The organism is Nostoc sp. PCC 9305 (assembly GCF_963920915.1).
Classification (GTDB): Bacteria; Cyanobacteriota; Cyanobacteriia; order Cyanobacteriales; family Nostocaceae; genus Nostoc.
Genome location: NZ_CAWUDN010000006.1, coordinates 1 through 23,605, shown reverse-complemented (window position 1 = coordinate 23,605; position 23,605 = coordinate 1). Strand labels below are relative to the sequence as shown.

General features: G+C 41.6%; 21 protein-coding genes and 1 pseudogene. 8 read left to right on the top strand and 14 right to left on the bottom strand.

Translation table 11 applies throughout. The features are described from left to right. The first annotated feature begins 99 nt into the window (after window positions 1-99). The gene (locus tag ACM0OX_RS03835; RefSeq protein ID WP_334900662.1) at window positions 100-1,020 is read left to right on the top strand and encodes a DUF3365 domain-containing protein; all 921 of its coding nucleotides are present in this window, start codon (window positions 100-102) and stop codon (window positions 1,018-1,020) included. Between the two features lie 212 nt (window positions 1,021-1,232). On the opposite strand, the gene ACM0OX_RS03830 is transcribed toward ACM0OX_RS03835, so the two are convergent. Then, complete coding sequence (locus ACM0OX_RS03830; RefSeq protein WP_414513326.1) at window positions 1,233-2,483, bottom strand: protein kinase domain-containing protein; 1,251 nt, start codon at window positions 2,481-2,483, stop codon at window positions 1,233-1,235. A 358-nt stretch (window positions 2,484-2,841) separates the two neighbouring features. Between ACM0OX_RS03830 and ACM0OX_RS03825 the strand changes: the two genes are divergently transcribed. Further along, on the top strand, window positions 2,842-3,084 hold the full coding sequence (locus tag ACM0OX_RS03825; RefSeq protein WP_414513330.1) for a hypothetical protein: 243 nt from the start codon (window positions 2,842-2,844) through the stop codon (window positions 3,082-3,084). Here ACM0OX_RS03825 and ACM0OX_RS03820 read toward each other — a convergent pair. The 4 genes and pseudogenes from ACM0OX_RS03820 to radA form a co-directional block, all read right to left on the bottom strand. Beyond that, window positions 3,067-3,899, bottom strand: a pseudogene (locus ACM0OX_RS03820) (Uma2 family endonuclease). The gene ACM0OX_RS03825 and the pseudogene ACM0OX_RS03820 overlap by 18 nt on opposite strands. Window positions 3,900-4,140: 241 nt before the next feature. Next, window positions 4,141-4,419, bottom strand: coding sequence for a hypothetical protein (locus ACM0OX_RS03815; protein WP_414513201.1), 279 nt, complete (start codon window positions 4,417-4,419; stop codon window positions 4,141-4,143). Window positions 4,420-4,744: 325 nt separating this feature from the next. Beyond that, window positions 4,745-5,470 carry a Uma2 family endonuclease gene (locus tag ACM0OX_RS03810; protein WP_414513199.1) on the bottom strand — a complete coding sequence of 242 codons (726 nt, stop codon included), beginning with the start codon at window positions 5,468-5,470 and terminating at the stop codon, window positions 4,745-4,747. Window positions 5,471-5,547: 77 nt separating this feature from the next. Next, window positions 5,548-7,074: a DNA repair protein RadA gene (radA, locus tag ACM0OX_RS03805; RefSeq protein WP_179073453.1), complete on the bottom strand. Its 1,527-nt coding sequence runs from the start codon at window positions 7,072-7,074 to the stop codon at window positions 5,548-5,550. Window positions 7,075-7,244: 170 nt separating this feature from the next. Between radA and rpaB the strand changes: the two genes are divergently transcribed. Next, the gene (gene rpaB, locus ACM0OX_RS03800; protein WP_012412029.1) at window positions 7,245-7,973 is read left to right on the top strand and encodes a response regulator transcription factor RpaB; all 729 of its coding nucleotides are present in this window, start codon (window positions 7,245-7,247) and stop codon (window positions 7,971-7,973) included. Between the two features lie 91 nt (window positions 7,974-8,064). Continuing rightward, a complete protein-coding gene (locus ACM0OX_RS03795) occupies window positions 8,065-8,703 on the top strand; it encodes a cofactor assembly of complex C subunit B (RefSeq protein ID WP_414513197.1) in 639 nt (212 codons plus the stop codon). Window positions 8,704-8,866: 163 nt separating this feature from the next. Here the strand turns inward: ACM0OX_RS03795 and ACM0OX_RS03790 are convergent, their stop codons facing one another. Continuing rightward, on the bottom strand, window positions 8,867-9,781 hold the full coding sequence (locus ACM0OX_RS03790) for a M48 family metallopeptidase (protein WP_414513195.1): 915 nt from the start codon (window positions 9,779-9,781) through the stop codon (window positions 8,867-8,869). 346 nt (window positions 9,782-10,127) lie between these two features. Between ACM0OX_RS03790 and ACM0OX_RS03785 the strand changes: the two genes are divergently transcribed. Together ACM0OX_RS03785 and ACM0OX_RS03780 are read left to right on the top strand one after the other, a co-directional pair. Beyond that, a complete protein-coding gene (locus tag ACM0OX_RS03785) occupies window positions 10,128-10,646 on the top strand; it encodes a DUF456 domain-containing protein (protein WP_414513193.1) in 519 nt (172 codons plus the stop codon). A 553-nt stretch (window positions 10,647-11,199) separates the two neighbouring features. Beyond that, entirely contained in the window at window positions 11,200-11,865 is a 666-nt protein-coding gene (locus ACM0OX_RS03780) for a PEP-CTERM sorting domain-containing protein (RefSeq protein WP_414513191.1), read from the top strand. A gap of 159 nt (window positions 11,866-12,024) precedes the next feature. Here ACM0OX_RS03780 and nblB read toward each other — a convergent pair whose 3' ends face one another. From nblB to ACM0OX_RS03745, 7 genes are all read right to left on the bottom strand, one after another. Continuing rightward, on the bottom strand, window positions 12,025-12,690 hold the full coding sequence (nblB, locus tag ACM0OX_RS03775; protein ID WP_334836864.1) for a phycobilisome degradation protein NblB: 666 nt from the start codon (window positions 12,688-12,690) through the stop codon (window positions 12,025-12,027). 105 nt (window positions 12,691-12,795) lie between these two features. Continuing rightward, window positions 12,796-13,260 (bottom strand): CBS domain-containing protein, encoded by a 465-nt coding sequence (locus tag ACM0OX_RS03770; protein WP_334898032.1) that lies wholly within the window; start codon window positions 13,258-13,260, stop codon window positions 12,796-12,798. 198 nt (window positions 13,261-13,458) lie between these two features. After that, window positions 13,459-13,875: an 8-oxo-dGTP diphosphatase MutT gene (mutT, locus tag ACM0OX_RS03765; protein ID WP_414513189.1), complete on the bottom strand. Its 417-nt coding sequence runs from the start codon at window positions 13,873-13,875 to the stop codon at window positions 13,459-13,461. A gap of 659 nt (window positions 13,876-14,534) precedes the next feature. Continuing rightward, window positions 14,535-14,879, bottom strand: a complete 345-nt coding sequence (locus ACM0OX_RS03760) for a DUF760 domain-containing protein (protein WP_099102117.1) — start codon at window positions 14,877-14,879, stop codon at window positions 14,535-14,537. Between the two features lie 222 nt (window positions 14,880-15,101). Beyond that, the gene (locus ACM0OX_RS03755; protein ID WP_094348517.1) at window positions 15,102-16,058 is read right to left on the bottom strand and encodes an RNA polymerase sigma factor, RpoD/SigA family; all 957 of its coding nucleotides are present in this window, start codon (window positions 16,056-16,058) and stop codon (window positions 15,102-15,104) included. A gap of 562 nt (window positions 16,059-16,620) precedes the next feature. Beyond that, entirely contained in the window at window positions 16,621-19,887 is a 3,267-nt protein-coding gene (carB, locus tag ACM0OX_RS03750) for a carbamoyl-phosphate synthase large subunit (RefSeq protein WP_414513187.1), read from the bottom strand. A 568-nt stretch (window positions 19,888-20,455) separates the two neighbouring features. Then, on the bottom strand, window positions 20,456-21,010 hold the full coding sequence (locus ACM0OX_RS03745) for a Dps family protein (protein WP_322669776.1): 555 nt from the start codon (window positions 21,008-21,010) through the stop codon (window positions 20,456-20,458). Window positions 21,011-21,441: 431 nt separating this feature from the next. Here ACM0OX_RS03745 and ACM0OX_RS03740 point away from each other — a divergent pair, with 431 nt between their 5' ends. Together ACM0OX_RS03740 and ACM0OX_RS03735 are read left to right on the top strand one after the other, a co-directional pair. Continuing rightward, complete coding sequence (locus tag ACM0OX_RS03740; protein WP_414513186.1) at window positions 21,442-21,693, top strand: Asr1405/Asl0597 family protein; 252 nt, start codon at window positions 21,442-21,444, stop codon at window positions 21,691-21,693. A 69-nt stretch (window positions 21,694-21,762) separates the two neighbouring features. Continuing rightward, window positions 21,763-22,431, top strand: coding sequence for a (2Fe-2S) ferredoxin domain-containing protein (locus ACM0OX_RS03735; protein ID WP_414513184.1), 669 nt, complete (start codon window positions 21,763-21,765; stop codon window positions 22,429-22,431). 194 nt (window positions 22,432-22,625) lie between these two features. On the opposite strand, the gene ACM0OX_RS03730 is transcribed toward ACM0OX_RS03735, so the two are convergent. After that, window positions 22,626-23,600 (bottom strand): tetratricopeptide repeat protein, encoded by a 975-nt coding sequence (locus ACM0OX_RS03730; protein WP_414513324.1) that lies wholly within the window; start codon window positions 23,598-23,600, stop codon window positions 22,626-22,628. Window positions 23,601-23,605 lie beyond the last annotated feature (5 nt).

Here is a 23,605-nt window from a genome sequence, read left to right as displayed (position 1 = left end):
TTTACATGAAAATATGAAAGTTAATTGCTCATGCTAGAGTAAACAGTGACTTTAGACATATTTGTTCATAATAATTTGACTTGTAGGTAATCTAAAATTATGCTAAAGAATCTCAATTTGAAACAAAAATTTACAATTCTGCTACTGGTAATTTTGACATTTGGTCTGAGCTTGAGTGGATTTACTCTTTCTTCTCTACTGAGGGAGAATGCTAAACAAGATATTAGCTCCACTGGTCTTATGCTCATCCAAACAATGAGTTCTGTTCGTAAATACACCAGTACTCAAGTGAATCCAGAGCTAGTTGATAAATTAGCTACTGAATTTTTGCCGCAAACCGTTCCTGGATATTCCGCACGAGAAGTGTTTGAAATTTTACGGAAAACAACAGACTACCGTGATTTCTTTTATAAAGAAGCAACTCTTAATCCCACAAATCTTCGGGATAAGGCTGACGGTTTTGAGACGGAAATTGTAGAACAGTTCAGAAATAAATCAGACCTTAAAGAAGTTAGTGGATTTCGCTCAATTCCTGGAGGGGATATCTTTTATATTGCTCGTCCCTTAGCAGTTTCTGAACAAAGCTGTCTGGTCTGTCATAGTGTACCTGAAGCTGCACCTCAAAGTATGATTAGTCTTTATGGTGCTGCTAATGGATTTGGGTGGAAGCTTAATGAAATTGTTGGCGCTCAGATTATATCAGTACCTGCCAAGAATGTCATCAGCAAAGCAAATCAGTCTTCCTTACTAATTATCTTGATTGTATCAGCTATATTTATAGCGACTATCCTGTTAGTCAACTTGTTCTTAAATCGACAAGTTGTGATTCCTCTCAAACGCATGACTCGCATAGCCGAAGAAGTTAGTACGGGACATATGGAAGTTGAATTTGAGCAGATGTCTAATGATGAAATCGGTAATTTAGCTAAAGCCTTTAAACGGATGCAGTTAAGTTTAGAAATGGCAATGAAAAGAATCAAACGTACTCAAGGAGGTACAAGCGATTACAATAATTCGTAATAATGCTCTCTACGAGACACTGCATTTAGTTTGCTTCCCCGCAGGGGTACGTGGACTAGCCACCACTACGCTAACGTCAGAACGTTCTGTAAAAGATGTTGCGTTTAGCTTTGCCAAAAAGCCTTGTTGCTTTTATTAGCTCTCTTGACTTAAACTTACAAAATTAGTTAAGAGATGAAAAATTATTCCTCATTTTCATGATGTCTAAATCTCTATGAAAATAAGCTTTTTTTGAATTCAAAAGCTGCTTGAAAGTTAGGAATTTCCTTAGTTACAAGTTCAATAAATTGGTCTGCTGAAATATAAGGATTGTGAGCTAGTATTTCTTCTATAATCAGATTTGCCATTGGGCCGATGTGGTAGGCTAATTCTTGCTGGCAATGTTTGATAAATGCTGGTTGGAGTGAGGATTGTTGTTGCTGTTGTTCAATTCGTCGCCCAGTTTGTGGACTAGTCGGTGAACTAAAAATTGTTTCTTCAGATTGGTTATATGACTGCGATATGGCTGACATAGCCTGAAATTCAGGGTTAAATACCGTGGCTGGCAAATCATCAACCATGATTGCAGAAGACATTTCTACTTCTGGTTCTCCAATACGCTCTAAATCTCTAAGAACTTCGCTGGCTGTTTGGTATCGCTTGTTAGGTCTATCTTCCAACATACAATCAAGTACTTGAGCAAACCCATCAGTAACATAGGTATAATCACGCCAGTTCCATTCAAGTGAGTATTGATCCATTAGTAAAGATGGATCTCTCGCTGTGAGTAATACAATAGCAGTTACACCCAAAGCATAAAGGTCACTAGAGGGTGAACATAAACCCAAACTAATCTGTTCGCGGGGAGCATATCCCACTTTGCCTACAAGGGACATTTTGCCAACAAACGTTACCTGTTGGTTGGAACTTCTCACCTCGTTGATGTCAGCAATTTGCTTGCCTACCCCGAAATCAATCAGCACGGGCAGATCCTTGCCATCAGGTAACATGATGTTGTCAGGAGAAATATCTCGGTGGATGATGTTGTGCTGATGAACATATTCCAAAACAGGCAGCAGATTCTTTAGCCACTGTATAACTTCGTCTTCAGAAAAATTTCTTCCTTGACGTTGAAGTTCTCCTAGCAGTCTTGAATATGTTTTACCGTCAACATACTCTTGTACTAGGAATAGCCGACCATCTCCTTCAAAGCAAGCCAAAAACTTGGGAATTTGAGGATGTTGCAATTGATGAAGAATTTTTGCCTCTCTTTTAAATAAGTTACGATATTGTTCCAGTCCACTTTCACCTGTGCCAATGGGTGCAAATTCTTTGAGAACACAGGCTTCATTAAACCGACGAGTGTCAAATGCTAAGTAAGTTCGTCCCAATCCTCCCTGTCCTAGAAGTTTTTGGATAATATAGCGGTTATCGATTAGAGTTCCAGCAGCTATTTCTGGTCTTGTCATAGGGGACTGTGACATCATCATCGCACTCCTAGCGATTTTGTTATTGATAAATTATCTAATTTGCTGAAAGTCAGAAACTCTAGCAGATAAAGGCTGATAACATCCTTTAAATTGAGGTTAGCACCACTATTGAGTCAAGGAAATACACTTTTCTACAATTTTCTGATGGTCTTGTGTTACCAAATAGACAATTTTAACCTGAGTAGTTTGATCGTACTACTCATACTTAAGTATTTTAGCCGCCGCAACATAATCAGTGTCTGCGGTAATATCTGCAAATGTTCAGGGCATCGCCTTTGAGATTTGCTGCTGAACCTTATTTTCCCCTTAATAACCCAATTGAAACTGAGTTGAGGAACAGTAAGGATATAGCGTGACATCATGGTTTTTCATAAAAACTGAGGTTGCTATAGACTTGCCGAAAGGAATATTATATGTATTTCAAGTGCTAAATATGCGATCGCTCTCAAAAATTAATCTTTCTGAGAGCCAATATCATTATCAGATAGCTGCTTCGGCATTGGCTATCAAAGTTTTTAGTGCAGATAATTTCTCAAAAGCAGAAAATTATACTGCGTATCATAAAAGACTTGTAAAGCTACAACAATTCATCTAGCTCATCAGGATTCACACCTAACTGACGCAAAGTTCTGTTAATTGTTCTACTTTTCGTTTGGTTTGAGCGACTTCTTGTTTCGCTTCTGTAGCTTCTTGTTCCGCAATCATAGCTCGTTCATTTGCAGCAGCAGCTTCCTCTGTGGGTGCGGGAATTAATTCTCCTGTCAAAGTGAACCACCTTAACCACAATCTTTCAATATCTCGAAATGAACCTTGCCATAAGCCTAAACTTAAATCTATCTCTGGCATTAGTAGGTATCCATTAGTCAAATTCATCGGTTCATAGTGACCGCCGACTAACTGAAAAGCCCTAAGTTCATTAGTATAGCGACTAAATACAACATAGTAGGGAATCCGCAAAATACGCTCATAAACTTCCCATTTGCTAGGAGGTTTATCTGTTGAATTTTCTCTTCTTGTGCCTAAATCTTCGTCTTCCGTACCTGGGGATAATAACTCAACAACTACAAAGGGGTTTGCTGGTTCTTGCCAAGTTACATAACTTAAGCGTAAGTCTTGCCCTTTATATAATTTTCCTACGCCTACCACACCAAACCAATCTGGGCGCTTATAACACAAAGGATGCTGTAAATCATAGTAGAGATTAAGGTCAGCCGCACTATAAACTAGTTCTGGATTCCAGTTAATAGGCTGAAAAGTTAAATATAAAAGTAAGGGTTGTAAAAAGTGAAAATCGTCTGGCAATCCTGGCTCCTCTGGGTTGTCGCTTGGTAAATCATACATCGTTGGTAGAGTTTCCCAAGGAGGAAGCGGTGGATCGGATTGAGGGATGTAATGAGGAGAAGAAGTCATAGTAAAAATTGGGTTTGATATTTTTCGGCTATTACTTTTATGGCTCTACTGTAATGATTATGCTAAATTTACAGCTTCCAAAAGGGAATATAGCGATCGCTTCATTCAAAAATCCCGGCAATTTTGGATAAAAGGAGGTTTTCATCCTCCCTCTGAAGATCCACGACAGGAAAAATAGAAACCTTGCGCTGTTCAGAACCCCAACTTTTCAAAAAAGTCGGGGTTCTAAGTTAGATAGGGGTTATTGCGTTAAAATTTGACGGCTTAAAATACTCATTACTTCACCTGGGTTGGCGGTTGGTAGCAGTGGACTCCAATCTCCTACACTGGCATAGCCAATTACTTGCAAGTAGTGAATTGTACTGCTAACGGCTTTGGGAGAACCAATCAGTAGATGCTTAATCGGTTCTCTGTTGGGAAATGGCTGTGCAGTTGATTCCTTGCAGATGGGTGTATCTAAATTTTCACCCAGGTATTGCTTTAACTGTGATTGGGCAGACTTTTGTAATTGTGCCATCATTGTATTTGTCTCCTGATAAAGGGGTTACATAAAGGCGATCGCATTCTTCTTTCCGGGATTAGGCGATCGCCTTTATCATGTCTTTGTGTTAAGGTATAAAATTATACTTGTTAACTACAAACTTGAAAATTATTAATCATAATTTTCAAGTTTTAACGGGTATAAATTAGCCTTAGCTTTGGTAATATTAACAATACTAATTAACAAAAACACTCTCAACTTTTGGCTGTAATTGGTATTATTTAAAACTTCATCTTTCTAAAAAAAATGCTAGATTTAGCAAATTTTTCGCTAATCTAGCAAACCTAAATTATTTACAGGAAGTCTAATCTTCTGGCTCAATGCCCGCCCCCCGCAATTGTGCTGCTAGTCGTTCAGCACGTTGTCGTTCTTGTTCAGCGCGATCGCGTTCCTGTTCGGCTAACTCAGAACCCCAAGGTAGAAGGTTTCCTTGTTCATCCCACCACCGTAACCACTTTCCTACACGATTTTCACGAGTACCTTGCCACACCCCAAGGTAAAGATTCATTTCCGCTATCCAGTAACGTTGATTTTCATCAGGCTCTTGCAAAATATACTGTTCGTTTTGTAAGCGATACATCTCGAAACTACCACTGTCTGGCTCAAAAATGATGTAGTTTGGTACTTTTAAGATGCGCTCGTAGAAAAACCATTTTCCTGGGGGATATGTCGCTTTAATAGAATATTCTGTTTCCTGTGTATCGGAAACAAATTCCATCACAATTACGGGAATGTCACCTTGTAATTGAGGTGTGTAACTGCGTATTACTTCTTCTCTACTAACATTAATTTTGGCAATGAAAGCCCAATCAGGAGCTTTAATGACCATTTTGTTGTTTAGAGTGGCACAAATGCCGTAATTAGTTGTTGTTAGGGCGTTAGCTGAAATTTTTCCGGCTAATTGTAGGCTTTCTGTGAGTGCAGCGGCTAAGGCTGGTTGGTTGATGTTGTCCACTGGATCGTCGGGGAGTTTGTAATCATCGGGTAATTTTTCCCAAGTGATTTGGTAGTCTTGGGTGAGGGCTGTCATGGGTTTTCCTTTGGTGTGTAAAAGGGATTGGTGATTGGGGACTGTTTTCTTAATACCCAGTACCCAGTACCCAGTAGTTACTCATCTTCATCAGGTTCTAAATCGTCGGCTGTCAATTCTTGATGGGGGATGGCGGCGATAATCGCATCTATGACTTTGGATACTGGCAATATCTCAATATTTAAGTCGGGAAATTTTGTTCCTTTTGGCACGATCGCTCTTTTAAATCCCAACTTAGCTGCTTCTTTTAACCGCAGTTCCATTTGGGAAACCGATCGCACTTGTCCACCTAGGCCAACTTCACCGATTAATACTGTACCGGGATCGACGATGCGATCGCGGAAACTGGCAACGATCGCGATCGCTATTCCTAAATCTACTGCCGGTTCTTCCACATTCAACCCACCCGCAGAAGCAACGTAAGAATCTAACTTGGACATGGGAATTCCCACTCGTTTTTCTAAGACGGCGAGAATTTGTACTAGGCGGTTGTAGTCTACGCCAGTTCCCGCACGCCGAGGTGAAGGGTAGCTGGTGGGACTCACCAAAGCTTGCAATTCTACAACAATGGGGCGAGTGCCTTCGCAAGCAACCACAATAGCCGTACCTGGTGCGGGATCGTCACGGTTGCCCAAAAATAGCTCTGAGGGATTGGAGACTTCTCGCAGTCCCTCGGCTACCATTTCAAAGATGCCGATTTCGTGGGTTGCGCCGAAGCGATTTTTGACTGTCCGTAATAATCGATGGGAGGCAAAGCGATCGCCTTCAAAATACAACACTGTATCGACTAAATGTTCTAAAACTTTTGGCCCCGCGATCGCTCCTTCTTTGGTGACGTGTCCCACAATCAGCATGGTGACATCTTCGTGCTTTGCCACCTTCATCAATGCTGCTGTACACTCCCGTACCTGAGCTACTGAACCGGGTGCAGAAGTCAACGCTGGAAAAAACACCGTTTGGATACTATCAATCACTGCCACATTTGGTTTGAGAGAATCTATTTCCCGTAAAATTTCTTCTAAATCTGTTTCTGGCAGTACATATAAATCTGCACCAATACTGTCAGGATCTATGGGTAATGTAGGATCTACTACTACTTCAACCTTCTCCTCATTAACCACACTTAGGGGTTTTGATACTCCCAAGCGGGAAGCTCGTAATTTTACCTGCTGTCCCGATTCTTCACCAGTTACGTAAAGGATGCGGTATTTCTGTGCTAATTGATTAGATACTTGCAACAATAAAGTCGATTTACCAATACCTGGATCGCCACCAATCAGCACCATAGAGCCAGGGACAACCCCACCTCCAAGCACTCGATCTAGTTCTCCATAACCAGACTCCCAGCGAGCAATTTGGCGATCGGTAATTTGATCGAATGTTAAAGAGGCTCGCGCTTTGGCTGGTTTATTGTGAGATTTGCCATTGCCTTGAGCGGATTGCCAACTACTCACCCCCCCTCGACTGGGTACATCTACTGAGGATTGAATAGAAATTTGTTCTTCTAGAGAGTTGTAAGTACCGCAAGCTGGACACTTACCAAACCACTGGGGCGATTCTGCTCCACATTCGTTACAAGTGAAAAATGTTTTTGGCTTTGCCATTCTTAAATCTTATTAAATAATCTTAATATTTACTTAATTCTTGAAAAAAACTAGAAACTAATAATAGTGGTATTTAGAGCTTTTTCCAAATCAATTCATGGAATGATATCTTAATATTATGGTATTAAAAATTAATCATGTAAATTTTTAGTCAAGGAGCCTAGAGAAACTTGGAAAGCCATAAAGAAAAAATCTTGGTGGTAGACGACGAAGCCAGCATTCGCCGGATTTTGGAAACACGCCTTTCCATGATTGGCTACGATGTAGTGACGGCTGGCGACGGGGAAGAAGCTTTGGAAACTTTTCGCAAAACCGAGCCTGACCTGGTAGTTTTAGATGTAATGATGCCAAAGCTAGACGGCTATGGTGTATGTCAAGAATTACGAAAAGAATCAGATGTCCCCATTATTATGCTAACAGCCTTGGGTGATGTCGCCGATCGCATCACCGGATTAGAATTGGGTGCTGATGATTATGTAGTTAAACCATTTTCCCCCAAGGAGTTAGAAGCCCGGATTCGCTCGGTGCTACGGCGGGTAGATAAAAACGGTGCTTCTGGAATTCCAAGTTCTGGGGTAATCCATGTCGCTAATATTAAAATCGATACGAATAAGCGACAAGTCTACAAAGGTGATGAGCGCATTCGATTGACAGGTATGGAGTTCAGCTTGTTAGAGTTGTTAGTCAGTCGCTCTGGAGAAGCTTTTTCTCGTTCGGAAATTTTGCAGGAAGTATGGGGTTATACACCAGAACGTCATGTAGATACCCGCGTAGTAGATGTGCATATATCACGTTTGCGGGCAAAATTAGAAGACGATCCTAGCAACCCAGAATTAATTCTCACCGCGCGGGGTACTGGTTATCTTTTCCAGCGGATTATTGAACCAGGGGAGGAGTGAAAATAGTTAACAGTGAGGAGTTAGAAGTGAGGAGTTAAAAACTTTCTTCAACTCATAACTCATAACTCATAACTCATAACTTTTCCTAAGGATGACTAAACCCGATCCTAATCGAATTTTGCGGCGTCTACCCATTGTCGTGGGTGGGCTAGGCGCTGTACTTTTATTGATTAACCGTTTATTGACACCGGAATTAACTCAGTCTCAATCGCGTGGTGATGTAGTGGGTGTGATTTTGAGTGCGGTGTTAATTTTGACGGGTTTAATTTGGCAGCAAGTTCAGCCGCGATCGCCTGATACTGTAGAACTAATTGGAGAAGAAGGTTTTGTACTTGCAGCAGATTTACCCGAAGCCGTGAAAACAGAGCTAGCCTGGGCATCTCATTTATTGTTGACTAATACAGTAACGCGATCGCTTGTGGTTTTTTATCAAGGTAAAGTTTTGTTGCGTCGCGGGATTCTGGGTACTAAATCTGAGGTTGTACCAGGAGTAATCTTAAAACAGGTACTCGAAAAACAAAAACCGATTTATCTAGTTGCTCTCAAAATATATCCAGGTAGGCTTGAATTTGATTATTTACCAGAAAATACTCAAGGTGTAATTTGTCAACCTATTGGCAACCAAGGTGCATTAATTTTGGGAGCAAATGCTCCTCGCAGTTACACCAAACAAGATGAAAACTGGATTGCGGGAATTGCTGATAAATTAGCCGTTACTCTTAGTACTTAGATTGTCAGCTAGTTTAAAAGCCAGCCAATTTTAGTGAGACAAGGGGCTTAAGCCCCTTGTTTGGGAGCAAGCTCGCAGCTAATCGGTATTAGCAAGTCATTTAGTGTCACAAGCGTATTTTAAATTTAAAAATTAAATCTAAAATCTAAAACTTAAAATTCAATCACCAAGAAGTCAAAAAATTCCAACCTTCCTTTTCTTGCGGTGTCTTTTCTTCTTTTTCTTCTAGTTCTTCTGGGATCTTTAAATTTGTCTGTTGAATTAAATTATCATAAGCTCCTGAATCAACCCATTTCAATAACTCGCCAGCCCGCATAACTACCCAAGAAAGCCCAGATTCTGTATAGCTTAATATTTTGGTGACTTTATCCACACTATCAAAGTTATTGGATGCAAACTCACGGGCTTGGATGAGAAAATCTTCAATTACAGCAGTAGTCAAGTACTCATCTGGTAAACCTGCGAGTTTCATTAGTGTAGTAGTTGCTACGTCAATATCCTGACAAGCCAGTAAAGCAGCCCGATCGGCAGTAAACCTAGCCATCATCCGCCAATTATACAAACCTAGTTCCATTCCACCAGCTACCAAGCCACCGACTCCCAGTGTGGTACTACTCAATAAATTTTTCAACGTTGGCATAACAATTGCCATTTGGTGATAAACCATGTGCTGACTTTTGATACGAGCGATTTCGTGTCCGAAAACATAAAGCAACTCATCTGCGCCAAGCCACTCCATTGCATCTAAATTGATACTGACAAGGGGTTTTTCGACGCCAACAATGTAAGTTTCAATGTGACCTGTGCCTCGAAATAGATACAATTCAGGAAGTGGAGCAACATCAAGAATTTGGCAGGTTTCTACAAATGCTTGATGTAATTGGGGGAAATTACGGGGCGAAATTCTGATTTCACTACCAAGGCTTTGCAGTCTGAGTAAGCGATCGATGCCGTATTCGTTAACTTTTTTGAGTAGCAAGGAGACACCGGGCATATTTTGCAAGGAAGCCAAGGCTTTGCGATCGAAGGGGTGTTCGTATGCTTCCGAACTTAGTCCAGTTAATATTTTTCTCGTCATGGGTTTTGAGCTTTTAAATAGCAGTTTAGAAGCATTAGCAAACTTGCACCACAGTGTACTAAGCATTTCTCGCTATCTTACCCAGATAGAATAAACAGTAGGAGCGCGCAGATGTGCATACGTGTCAACTTAACGCTAAACCCGCTTGGTGACAACGTTTTGCCCTCACTCCCATCCGTGAGAGGGGAGCTAGACATTCAATTCCCCTTCTCCTTTGGCAGAAGGGGTTAGGGGATGAGGGCGTGAGGGATTTACAAAACGCCTGTCCGATATAGTTTTCGACTTAAGTTGACACCAATGACAGCTGTCCGCCCTATGAGAAAATTTGGAAATTTACAATTAATCTATGCAAATTATTTATTGGCTATTAATTGCCGTAATGGTTGTGGGTATTATCGGTGCTGTAGTTCCAGCTATTCCCGGTAGCAGCTTAATTTTAATTGCAATTATTATCTGGGGAATAGTTAGTAGTTCCTTTACAGCTATCAAGATTCCACTAATTGTGACAGTTATAGTTTTACTGCTCAGTGTCGGAGTAGATTTTTTAGCTAGCTATGTGGGAGCAAAACAAGCTGGAGCTAGTAAGTGGGGGCAAATTGGCGCAATTGTTGGTTTGGTAGTAGGATTTTTGGGATTATTGCCAACTTTACCTTTTGGGGGCCCACTGTTAGGAATTTTACTAGGCCCGCTTTTGGGAGCAATTATTGGTGAGTACCTGTACCGACGTGAATTTGGGTTAGCAGTTAAAGCAGGTATAGGAATTGTAGTCGGATCTTTGGTTGGAAATTTGATTCAAGGGTTGTTAGCGATCGCCGCAGTTGTAGTTTTTGTTGTAACAACCTGGCCACAGGTATTTGGCTCTTAGCATTTGAAAAATCTTACAGATTTGAGGACAGCGTTAATAGCTAGCAATTAGCTATTTGTTACAAACATTCAATTTGATCGCAAAGACTATCCATAGTAAACAAATACAGTGGTTCCTCTCATAGAAGAAATGGGAGGAACCGTTTTACTAAATATTGGCAACTAGAAAGATTAGGTACACTGCATACTCCATTGATATAAAAATATGGTTGAGCAATATTTAGTATAAAAAAATACTCTTACTTGCTAATACGTAAATAGTTTTTATTAAAGTCAGAGCTATTGCCAATAATTTAAACCCTAGAGAGTAATAGATATACGAAGCGCAGATATGTAAGAAATTAAAATTTTATGAAGACTATTTGTTAGTTGAAGATGTGATGAAGACCACTCAGTAAATATTGCAGGTTCTAAGTCTATGTGATTTTATGGAGATAAGAAATACATCATGCAAGTTTCGCTTTCACTGACAGTATTTTAAATAGATTACTGATAGTAAAAGTCAAGCAATCAATTTCTCTGTTCCAGTTTATTATTAGGACTCTCAAAGGCTCATGATTAATTTTAAATCTAAATTAGTAAACGCGACTCTGGCTGCTACTTTTGCAATCCCCTTGGCTACTGCTGGGATGTTTACCTCTGCTGGTTCGGCTCAAGCTGTAACCTTGAACGGAAGTATTGGTCTTACTGGTACATCTATTGTTCCTAGTGATGGAATCAATCCAGCTACTACCAGTATTAAATTTGTTGATGTTGATGGTATTGATACTGATGGTGATTTTGCAGCCTTCTCACCAAGCTTATCAGGTGCAGGTATTACCATTAACACTCTAAATTTAACCAAGATAGCTAATATATCAAGCACAACAGCTACATATTCTACAGGCGTTTACACTCCGTTCATTAATTTCGGATCGCAAACCTTGGGTAGTACTACTGCGCTTCTCACCTTTGATCTAGATGATTCTGTAGTTACCAGAACTCGGAAATCAGCTACCAATATTAATGACGTAATATTGGATGGGATTACAGGGAAATTTAATTTTAATGGAAAAACTATTGGGATTGGCAATTTGGGTGCTTCTCTTAATGGAAAAACAAGCGAGTACCACTTAACTCTCGAAGCAGTTAGCGTTCCTGAGCCAACCACAATGCTAGGCTTAGGTTTAGTTGGTGCTGGTATGGTTATGTCTCGCCGTCGCAAAAGTATCCTTCAGTAGTCCTATCCTAAATACAAACAAGTTACTTTTAGCAACTAAAAGTAACTCTAATTTCTCTATTCGATCTGGCTGGAATGCAAAATTTACCAACCAGGTCGATTTTTTTATCCCGTCAGAAAAATCTATATTAAAGGTGAATTTTCTTAACCTTAGATAGACTTAAACTGACTGCAAAGAATTTTTGGCTTCGCTTGCGATCGCATCTACTTCATCATTAGCCAAAATTTCTAATATAGATTTGGCTTCTGGATTACCCAAACGAGCCAACGCTTGTACAAGTCTGTAACGAATTTGCCAATCTGGGTTGGTAGCATAGGGAGCCAACAGAGGAACTGCTTGTACATCTCCCAAGTCACCCAAAGAACTAATAGCAGCAGTTTGGACTAATTCATTTTCTGATGAAAGTGCCTCTTTGAGTAGTTCAAAGGCTCGTGGATCGCCCAACTCTCCTAATGTAGCAATAATACTGAATTGTATTAGCCATTCCCCAGTTGTATGATAAAGCTGCTGTAAATCTTCAAAAGCTTCACGTAACTTTAGAGCGCCCAAGCAGTCTGCTGCTGCTGCTTGTACATCTACTTCGGAGTCATGAAGTAAGCGATCGCGCAAAATATCCAAGGATAACTGTAAATCTTGGGTTCCAAGTGTATCCATTTGACTAACTGCTGAGTAACGGACACGGGAATTGCGATCGCCAATAGCACTTTGAATTAATTCAAAGCCAATCGCAGGTTCCAATTCGCGGATTTGATTTACTGCACGTAAGCGATCGCCTAAATCCTCAGAACTGAGCAATTGCTTAACAGACTCCGGAGTAATACTCATTTAGTTATCCTTGATTTTCAAATGTATAAAAAAGACAGACGCGATCGATCGCGTCTCTACTTTTGGCTTTTGTACAGACGCGATTAATCGCGTCTCGATTTTTGACTAATCTTGACTAGCAGCCATAGCCCGAATAATATCACCACGAGTCAGGATACCAATTACTTGACCTGCACTATCAAGTACTGGCAAGCGGTGAACGCTGCGATCGTGCATGATTGTAGCTGCTTCTTTTAAAGTTTTATCAGGGGAAATAGCGATCGGGTTTTTACTCATCACCTCCCCGACAGTTTGCCCTAAAGCTTTGTGTAAATCACGGTCATACGTAGCAGGATTTTTTAAATAGATAACACTATCAAGAAACATAATGTACGCAGGTGGAGTAACACCAGTTTCTTGCCACATCAAATCGGTTTCCGAGATAATGCCCACCAATTTACCGAGATCGTCCACAACAGGTAGTCCGCTGATATGGCGTTCTGCGAGAATTTGGATAGCTTCCTTGAGTGGAGTTTCCTCCCGGACAACAATAGGATCGCGGCTCATCACATCGGCAACGGTTTTAGGCATTTATTTGCTGACACCTTAAATCAAAGTCCCTGCGCCTATTGTAGAAAATTGCGGGACTCAACCTGATGCAATTAATAGATTGTTACGGGATTAGTCATTTGTCATTGAGCATTGGTTATTAATTATTTTCCTCTGCTCCTCTGCTCCCCTGCTCCCCTGCTCCCTGCTCCCTGCTCCCCTGCTCGCTCTGCTTCTTTACTAGTCCTCAGTCACTTTTAATGCAGCAATAATTTGAGTATTTGCTTTCGGAAAAGTAAAATGCTCCAGTTCTTCCAAAGTTACCCAGCGAATTTCATCGGATTCCAAAGGTTGGGGGACACCTGTAAGATGGCGGCAGTGATGTACTGTAAGGGTAACGCGCAAGTTTGTATAGCTGTGGTCAATAGTAATCAGATGCTCTCCCACTTCAATCACTATTCCCAGTTCTTCGGAAATTTCCCGTTGAATACATTCTTGGATGGTTTCACCAGGCTCAATTTTACCACCAGGAAATTCCCACAAACCACCCATTGCTCCTTCTGGACGACGGCGGTCAATTAAAATTTGCTTTTGGTCATTCCAAATTACTGCAACACCAATGATTTTATGGGGTGGGAAAGAACTGGTTTCACTCATGGTTTAATAGGGAGTAGGGAAATAATTTTTGAATTTTGATTCTTGACTAATAATAAAACTCGGCAGATTAGTTGTAACTCTGCCGAGTTTTGATTTATTGCAAAGGTCATTTAGCACTGTTCGTTTATCCACAAATGTGCATTCATCATTTATTTATGAATAAGCCTCTAATATCATATTCGGTTAAAGACTTATTATTCAGACCGTAAAAAGGCTTAGGGACTCCCAAATAAAAAAATATACAACTATTTATTGTGAGGTGGGCGTCTCGCCCGCCCATAGTCAAAGGCGGGCAAGATGCCCACCCCACAAGATTGGATAATTTATTTCTTGGAAGTTCCTTACAGGAGAGGAATTTTTATGCTTTCTGCATAGGTTTGGGAGTTATAACTAACTAGCCTGACATCATCTAATTGATTGAATTAATCACAAAATCACAAGAGTTTGCAGAGAAGCGAAATCAAAGACTCCGCGTTCGTCTGCATTGAAATTTCAACCTGAATTCGTCACTATTTTGGATATTTTAAAAAACTTAGCTGATGTATAATCGGGAATTAGCAGCAAAAATTTTGCAGAGACTTATTTTCAATTCGTATCGCTGTAACTATAATTAGCTCTCAGCCCAACAATATTGATTGAATTTCCCAAATTTTACATTTCTAGTCAATTTCGCTGTTGTCGGTTTCAGATCCTTGTAGGGCCATTTCAAAATTCATTCTCTGTTCAGCGTTACGTAAGAAATAACCACTAATCATCGCAGAAGCAAGAAGCCTACCTAGATTTTCGCGATTTGTGGTTACAGTAACACCAAAGTGTTCTGAAGGTAGATTACCTAATAGTCCTGTAATATTTCTTTCCATCACCTGAAACACTTCGGCAGATGTGGGTTTGGATAGCTGGGTAACTGTCTCTGGACTCAAGGATTTAACGTACTGCCAGAGTAAATCGTTAGTTTCTGATTCGCTATTAAAAAATTCTGAGACACGATTGGATGGGTTACTCATTTTTTAGCTCCTTAACTACCACTATTGGCTGCGGTGCTTGTGATTTGAATATTAAATGTCTGTTTTGGATTTGACTTAGTTATTTTGTCTTCCTGTCAACTAATGTAACAGCCTAGCGTAAGAGTGGAAGTAGGTGTAACCGTACCAAAGTCAGCGTATTTTCTCACCCCAATAAATAGGTGAGGAGTGGGGAGTTAATTACAAACTCATCACTCCTAACTTCTAACTTGCCAAATATTCATCCATGTTGGCTTTAGACTTGCGAAGTTTGCTTAAGGCTTCCCGTTCAATTTGGCGGACTCGTTCTCGACTGATGTTCAATATTTCACCAATTCTAGCCAGAGTCAGAGCTTGCCCATCAGTTAAGCCAAAGCGCAGTGTGATTACTTCCCTCTGTTGTGGCGTGAGATCGCCCATCAGACGATCTAAGTCATAAGATAGGGAAGATTGCATAACAAACTCTTCGGGAGAAGCTCCTGGATCTTCCAGCATTTCTCCGAGTTCGGTGTCGTAGTTATCACCCAGCCGCAAATCCAAGGAAAGAGGCAAACGCGCCTTTTCTAAATACTCTCGTACTTGTTTGGGGGTCAATTCTAATTCTTCAGCTAGCTCCCCAGCCGTAGGAGCGCGTCCCAATTTTTGAGACAGTTGGCGCTGTGCCTTTTTTATCTTATTTAATTTTTCGGTGATATGAATAGGCAACCGAATGGTGCGAGCTTTTTCGGCTATAGCACGAGTAATCGCTTGCCGAATCCACCAATAGGCATAAGTAGAAAATCTGTACCCTTTGGTGGGGTCAAACTTTTCTACGCCCCGTTGCATACCAATGCTACCTTCTTGGATCAAGTCCAGTAAATCGACATTGCGCTTGATGTATTTTTTGGCAACGGACACTACCAGCCGCAAATTGGCTTCTACCATCTTGCGCTTGGCAATTTCACCATCTGCGATCGCTTCGTTCAACTCTGCTGGTTCTAGGTTTGTTGCTGTGGCCCACTCTTCTAGAGTCGGTTGACGATCTAGCTGGGTGGCAAGAGATTCCCTTGATTCGTGCAAAGCACAGGAACGTTGCACCTGTTTACCATAGAAAATCTCTTCCTCGTGTGTTAAGAGTGGCACACGGCCAATCTCACGCAGGTAAGTCCGCACGAGGTCTGTGGCTGTCTGAGCGGTCTTCATGGCGCTACTCTTTGGTAATGATGGGGTTGGCGGTAGGGTCATTAAGGGATAGATGCTTTCTTTATTTATTTGGGTGCTACACAGTCAGACTGGGAACCCATGCTATGGTTTGCAACTTACGCGCCTGAGAAACTCGGCTGCTCATAATCATCAAATTTAGGCTTCTTAACTGCTAAAACTACAGTTATTTCCTACTTTTCACAAGTATCTACAGTTAGATAAAAGGTTGCTTTTTAAACATTTTTTATGGAAGTCCTATTAACAATTGTAACATTTATGAGAAGATTTTGGCTAGATGGCAATATGGAATTTCCTGGTTTTTCCAGTTAATGCAACGTTGCCCTCTATCTTAAGGCTGACTAAAAGTCAATTTAAGAAATTATCTGGTTCAAATAATTTTCCTCATATTTCTTAAAGTATCTCAATGAGAACTATATTCATTCTCTTCTAACAATTGTTTAATTTTCCTGGGAATTGGGCATGGGACATGGGCCGTGGGGCATTGGGCATTAGTTATTAATTATTCTCCCCTGCTCCCCTGCTCCCCTGCCCCCCTGCCCCCTTACACCCTCGCAATCGGGCAGTACTCTTGGATAGTTTTTACATCCAAAGTCGTATTTTGTAAGGAACGGATGGCGGCGACGGTAGCTTTTGCACCGGCGATGGTAGTAATGATGGGAATTTTGTAAGCTAAGGCTGTGCGGCGGATTAACCTAGCATCAGTCTGGGCTTCTTCCCCTGAAGGTGTGTTGATAATAAGTTGGATTTTCTGGTTTTTGATCGCATCTAGGACGTGGGGACGACCTTCATGGAGTTTTAAGACTAATTCAATCTTTAGCCCCTGTTCCAGAAGAACTCGGCGTGTACCAAGGGTAGCCATCACTGTAAAGCCCAAATCGATAAATTCCTTCACCACACCACTTGCAGCAGCTTTATCGCGATCGCTCATTGATACAAATACAGTTCCCGTTAACGGTAAACGCTCCCCAGCACCCATTTCCGCTTTGGCAAAAGCACGGCCAAAGTCGCTGTCAATCCCCATCACCTCACCAGTGGATCTCATTTCTGGGCCCAATATTGTATCAGTTCCTGGGAATTTATTAAAGGGCAATACAGCTTCTTTTACAGCAATGTGAGTTGGGATGACTTCTTCGGTGAAATGTAGCTCCTCTAAGGTTTTCCCCGACATAATTAAGGATGCTAGTTTCGCTAACTGTACGCCTGTTGCTTTAGATACAAAAGGCACTGTGCGGGAAGCGCGGGGGTTAGCTTCTAGAATGTAAACTTGGGGAGAATAGCTGCTTGCGCCCACAACAGCAAATTGAATATTCATCAATCCCACAACTGACAGCGCTTGCGCTAGCTGTACCGTCCAAGTGCGAATTTGATTGAGAACTGCTGGTGATAAGGAAATGGAAGGTAAGGAACAAGCGGAATCTCCTGAGTGAATCCCTGCTTGCTCGATGTGTTCCATGATGCCACCAATTACCACCCGTCCGGTACGATCGGCGATCGCATCGACATCGACTTCAATGGCGTTTTCCAAAAACTTATCAATCAAAATCGGATGTTCTGGTTCCACTAGTACCGCAAAGGTCATGTAGCGTTCCAACTCAGCATCGGAATAAACGATTTCCATCGCCCGTCCCCCCAACACATAGCTGGGACGTACCACCACTGGATAGCCAATGCGTTTAGCAACAATCAGCGCATCTTCGTAACTCCGGGCAATACCATTGGGCGGTTGGGAAATATTCAACTGTTGCAAAATCTTTTCAAACCGTTCCCGGTTTTCTGCCATATCGATGGAATCGGGTGATGTACCCCAAATTTTAGTCAGCAGTCCTGATGTGTCATTGTTAAGAAACTCTTGTAAAGGAATAGCCAACTTCAGCGGTGTTTGCCCGCCAAACTGGATAATTACCCCAACTGGATTTTCAGTTTCGATGATGTTGAGAACATCTTCTTTTGTTAAAGGCTCAAAGTAAAGGCGATCGCTAGTATCGTAGTCTGTCGAAACTGTCTCTGGGTTAGAGTTGACCATGATCGTCTCATACCCTGCTTTTTTCAAAGCATAAGCGGCGTGACAACAACAATAATCAAACTCAATTCCCTGTCCAATGCGGTTGGGGCCACCACCCAAAATCAACACTTTGGGCTTGGTTGCAGGCATTACCTCTGTTTCTTCTTCGTAGGTAGAATAGTAGTAGGGAGTAAAGGCTTCAAACTCAGCGGCGCAGGTATCTACGGTTTTGTAAACTGGGATGATTCCTAGTGACTTGCGGTAGGCGCGAACTTCATCTTCGGTGGTTTTGGTGGCATAGGCAATTTGGCGATCGCTATATCCGTCCCGCTTCACTTCATAAAGTTGCTCTTTTGTCAATTGCTGCAAAGGTGTCCGCTTGAGGAATTTCTCGACATCTAAGAGTTGCTGAAATTTATCTAGGAACCAGGGGTCAATACCAGTCAGTTCGTAGATTTCCTCAGCACTAATTCCTAGTTGCAAGGCATGGCGCACGGAGAAAATGCGATCGGGGTTAGGTGTCCGCAGTTGGGCGCGAATTTGTTCGCCACTGGGTAATTTTTCGGCTCGATCGCAACCCCAACCAGCGCGTCCGGTTTCGAGCGATCGCAGCGCCTTTTGAAAGGATTCGTTGAACGTCCGCCCAATTGCCATTGCTTCCCCGACTGATTTCATTTGGGTTGTCAGCACTGGGTCAGAACCGGGGAATTTCTCAAAGGCGAAGCGGGGGATTTTTGTCACCACATAGTCAATTGTCGGCTCAAAAGACGCGGGAGTTTTCTTAGTGATGTCATTTTTAATTTCATCCAAGGTGTAGCCCACAGCCAGCTTTGCGGCCATTTTGGCGATGGGGAAACCCGTGGCTTTGGAAGATAAAGCCGAACTACGGGAAACGCGGGGGTTCATCTCAATTACAACCACATCACCATTCAGCGGATTGACGGCAAATTGGATATTAGAACCGCCAGTTTCTACCCCGATCTCGCGGATGATTTTAATTGCCATATCCCGCAGCCTTTGATATTCTTTATCAGTGAGGGTTTGCGCGGGAGCGACGGTAATAGAGTCCCCGGTGTGGATGCCCATAGGGTCAAGGTTTTCGATGGAACAGATAATCACCACGTTATCTGCCAAGTCACGCATCACTTCGAGTTCATATTCTTTCCAGCCGAGTAAAGACTGGTCAATGAGAATTTGCGAAACGGGGCTGGCATCTATACCCACCTGTGCCATTTCTTCAAATTCTTCTTGGTTGTAGGCAATACCACCGCCACTTCCACCCATTGTGAAAGCTGGACGAATAATTAGGGGATAAGTACCAATTTGGCGGGCAACAGCTTTGGCTTCTTCCAAAGTTTCGGCTGTGTCGCTAGGACAAACAGCTACCCCAATCCTTGCCATTGCTTCACCAAACAGCTTTCGATCTTCAGCTTTTTCGATCGCTGGGAGTTTAGCGCCGATTAACTCAACGCCATACTTTTCCAACACTCCATTTTTGGCTAAAGCAACGGCGAGATTGAGGGCGGTTTGTCCTCCCATCGTTGGTAGTAGAGCATCGGGGCGTTCTTTTTCGATGACTTTTTCGACCAATTCCGGCGTTAGCGGCTCAATGTAAGTGCGATCGGCCGTTTCCGGGTCGGTCATAATCGTTGCAGGGTTAGAGTTGACCAAAACCACTTCATAGCCTTCTTCTCGGAGCGCTTTGCAGGCTTGAGTGCCAGAGTAGTCAAACTCACAGGCTTGTCCGATCACAATTGGACCAGAACCTAACAGTAGAATCTTCTGGAGGTCGTCACGGCGGGGCATAGTCGTTGCCTTGGAATACGAGAATAGAAATCCTGATCATTTTAAGGGTCTTTACCCCCTCTGGTGCTTTTTATTATTAAGTTTTCTAAGTTTGATGACAGAAGGGGAGTGGGGAACGGGTAGCAGGGACAAGGGGAGAAGGGGGAATATTGAACTAAGTCTCTCCCTTGCCTCCCCTCTCTTCCTTGTCTACCTTGCTCTTTCTCTATGCTTGATGCCTAATGATTATTTTGTATTTTTAATTTTATTTAATTATGAAACTCAAATTTCTAAAGTTTTTGCGAATCTTTATTATTTAATCTGATAACTCTTGCGATCAATGATGATTTATTTTGGTATTTATCTGTCTGCCTATTTATGTATAAATAGATTACTTAGATAAAAATTTATTTTAACTAGCTAATTGCTAAATATTCTCAAGGTTAAATATTATATAAATATGTTTACTTGGATTAAAAATGGCAGAGAAATAGGATATCATTCTCTGCCATTTTTTATAATATTTTAATAGTTGGTACTGCCAACTTTTCCTTTCAGTCTAATTAGACAAATCTAGATTATGAGAATTTTAACTTTGAGCAGCTTGGACAAACCCTAAAGTTAAGCTGTCTTTGGCGAGGAAGTGAGATAAATGATACGCACGTTCCTCAGTTTTCAACAAAATCTTTTCGTACAGATAGCGTGTGCCCCGATCGCCTAAACTCTCTGCCTGAGCGGCTTGACGACGAATTACGCCAATGATTGCTTGTTCGGCAGCTAGGTCATTTTCCACCATTTGGCGAGAAGAATATACGCCTTCAGATTCTTGCTCAAAACAGGTTAATTCTGCTAATTTGCTGAAGGTAGCTACTGGTACACCACCCAGTCCATCCAAACGTTCTCCAATTTCATGAACGTGGTCTTGTACTTGGTTGTAGCTTTCATTAAAAAACTCATGCAGAGAGTAAAATTCTGAGCCTTCAACTACAAAATGATGCTTTTGGTACTGCAAGTACAGTGCCTGGAAACTAGCTAATACAACGTTAAATCCTTCTGTAACTGGAGCAGTTACACTGCGATCCAACAACACAGGATTGTCATATACATGACCAAAATTCCGTAACAAAGTTTGCGTTTCAGACATTGTTCTCCTCGCTATTTGGCAATTATAGATTTTAACTGCTTATTCCTTACATATTAACATTTTCACAATAAGAGCAAGCCAATTTGCCATCACAATATTTTGTATTTTTGTTTACTAAAATTCTTAAGTTTATTGTCTGGTGAATTATGGCACACTCATCAAGTTGTGTATCTTTCTCATTACGATTGACATGAACAGTTAAGTGTGTATACCTCTTGAAGAGAGTGAGGGGAGATAATGCCTCCTTGTCATCCCCCGGATCTCTCTCATGGGACGATCGCAAGAATTTTATTTTTTTTGCAAAATTAATGAGAATTGTTTGCACTTAAGGTATGCTGGTTTTAAGAGGCTAGACTACTAAAATTTTCAAAAAGCAGGGAGTTAAATGGCGGTAGTTACTACAAGTTTGTTGCACTTTGAGGGCAATTCTCTTGAAATCGTATAGTTCAGAAATAGAAATAAACCACCTTGTAGAGGTGAATTGGGTAGACCGCTGGCAAGTCTATCAACGCTTAGAGGAGTTAGACATTCCCTGTAGTTGTGCGGCTAACCAGCCATTAAAAGTTGAAATTAGCAATCCGACTGCGGCTGTTCAACTTTGGAGTGTAGTACAGCGATTTACAGCCTCTCGTCAAGACCAGATTTGGACTCTTGAGTGTTGCTGGAAAAGTCGCTATCAATAGTTCTAATTTTTAGCTACTGCTGAGAATATCTCGCTTGACAGCTTGTATTAGTTAAAAGGAGGTTAAAAAATGGGTGCATCTCACAATATGGAAGTATCAGAATTTTGCCTTGAGGGCAGATTTATAGATTTTGTGATTAAAGACGGCTATAAGCTGAAAGGTTTACTGCTAAGTACTCATGATGGTGAATGCTACGTTAAACTTGCTAAACACTTACGGGCTGCTTTTGATTTGCGGCTACCAGCAGGTACTTGGCTACAAGTTGTTGGTTATAAAGAATACGATATAAAAAAAGACAAAGTTACACTGAAAGCTGAACGTGTGATGGCGGCGCGTTCTGAAACAGCAACAATTCAAACGATCGCAGCACCACAAGAACCCCCATCTATTGATAATGTCAAGGTAAAACCAGCTAAGGCTAAGGCCACAATCTTGGTATGTCAAAAGTCTGATTGTATGAAACGTGGCGGTAAAGCAGTTTGTCAGGCGTTGGAGGCGGCTTTAAGCGATCGCGGTTTAGAAGACCAAGTTACAATCAAGGGCACTGGTTGTATGAAGAACTGTAAAGCTGGGCCGAATTTAGTAATGCCAGATAAAACACGCCATAGCCGAATTCAAGCAGCACAGGTTCCAGCCTTGATGAATCAGCATTTTGGCGACAAAAATTTGTCAGCACAGCCTGAGAATTTAAGGGAAGTAGCGACATCTAATGGCAAACTTTGGGGAAGTAGTTCATAAAATCTTGACATTTGAATGAGAAAGCTTAATAATATCTTCTCAAGTGTGTTCCGTTAATACTCGGCCGTAAAGTCCGCTAGAAGTTTGCAATAAAATCAAAAAACTGGCTTTAATTAAGGCCAGTTTTTTGAATGAAGAGGTGTAGCCCACCGCAGGCATCGCTTCGCAGGCATCGCTCCTATTTCTACTGGAAATTACATCATCTCAGTTAGAGAAGACTGCAACAACTGTCGTATGGATGTAGCCTGCACATGGTCAGGGAACACGGTTAAAAAGTCATTTAGGTCTTGGATAGCTGCATGGATAGGCTCTAAGGAAGCACCTTGAGATAAAACATAGCGATATAACTGCTCTGCTGGTTGATTATATTGAGCAGCTAAATAGTAAAGGGCTAAGTTAAAGGCATTATTCCAGTCTTTAGGATCTTTTTCATAATCCTGTTTAGCAAGCTTGATGGCAAGTGCTAAGTCAGCCCATGCTTTATCTGGTTGGTTAAGGGCTTGGGAGGTTAAAGCGCGATTATATAAATACCAATTACTGTCAGAATTTAAGTTAATAGCGCGGTTGAAATCTGCAAGAGCCTCATTATATAGCTTAAGCATCAGGTAAGTTTGACCGCGAAGTGCGATCGCCCATTGATAATTGGGGTCAAGTTCAATGGCACGGTCAAAGTCTTGTAGGGCTTCTGGGTAACGCTTCATTAAGCGATAAGTTTCACCGCGACTTGCGATCGCCAAGTGATATTTGGGGTTAAGTTCAATGGCGCGGTCAAAGTCTTGTAAAGCTTCTGGGTAACGCTTCATTGAGCGGTAAGTAAAACCGCGATTTGCGATCGCCCAGTCATATTTGGGGTTAAGTTCAATAGCACGGTCAAAGTCTTGTAGGGCTTCTGGATAACGCTCCATTAAACTATAGGTAAAACCGCGATGTGCGATCGCCCAATCATATTTGGGGTTAAGTTCAATGGCGCGGTCAAAGTCTTGTAGGGCTTCTGGATAACGCTCCATTAAGCGGTAGGTAAAACCGCGATGTGCGATCGCCCAGTCATATTTGGGGTTAAGTTCAATAGCACGGTCAAAGTCTTGTAGGGCTTCTGGATAACGCTCCATTAAACTATAGGTAAAACCGCGATGTGCGATCGCCCAATCATATTTGGGGTTAAGTTCAATGGCGC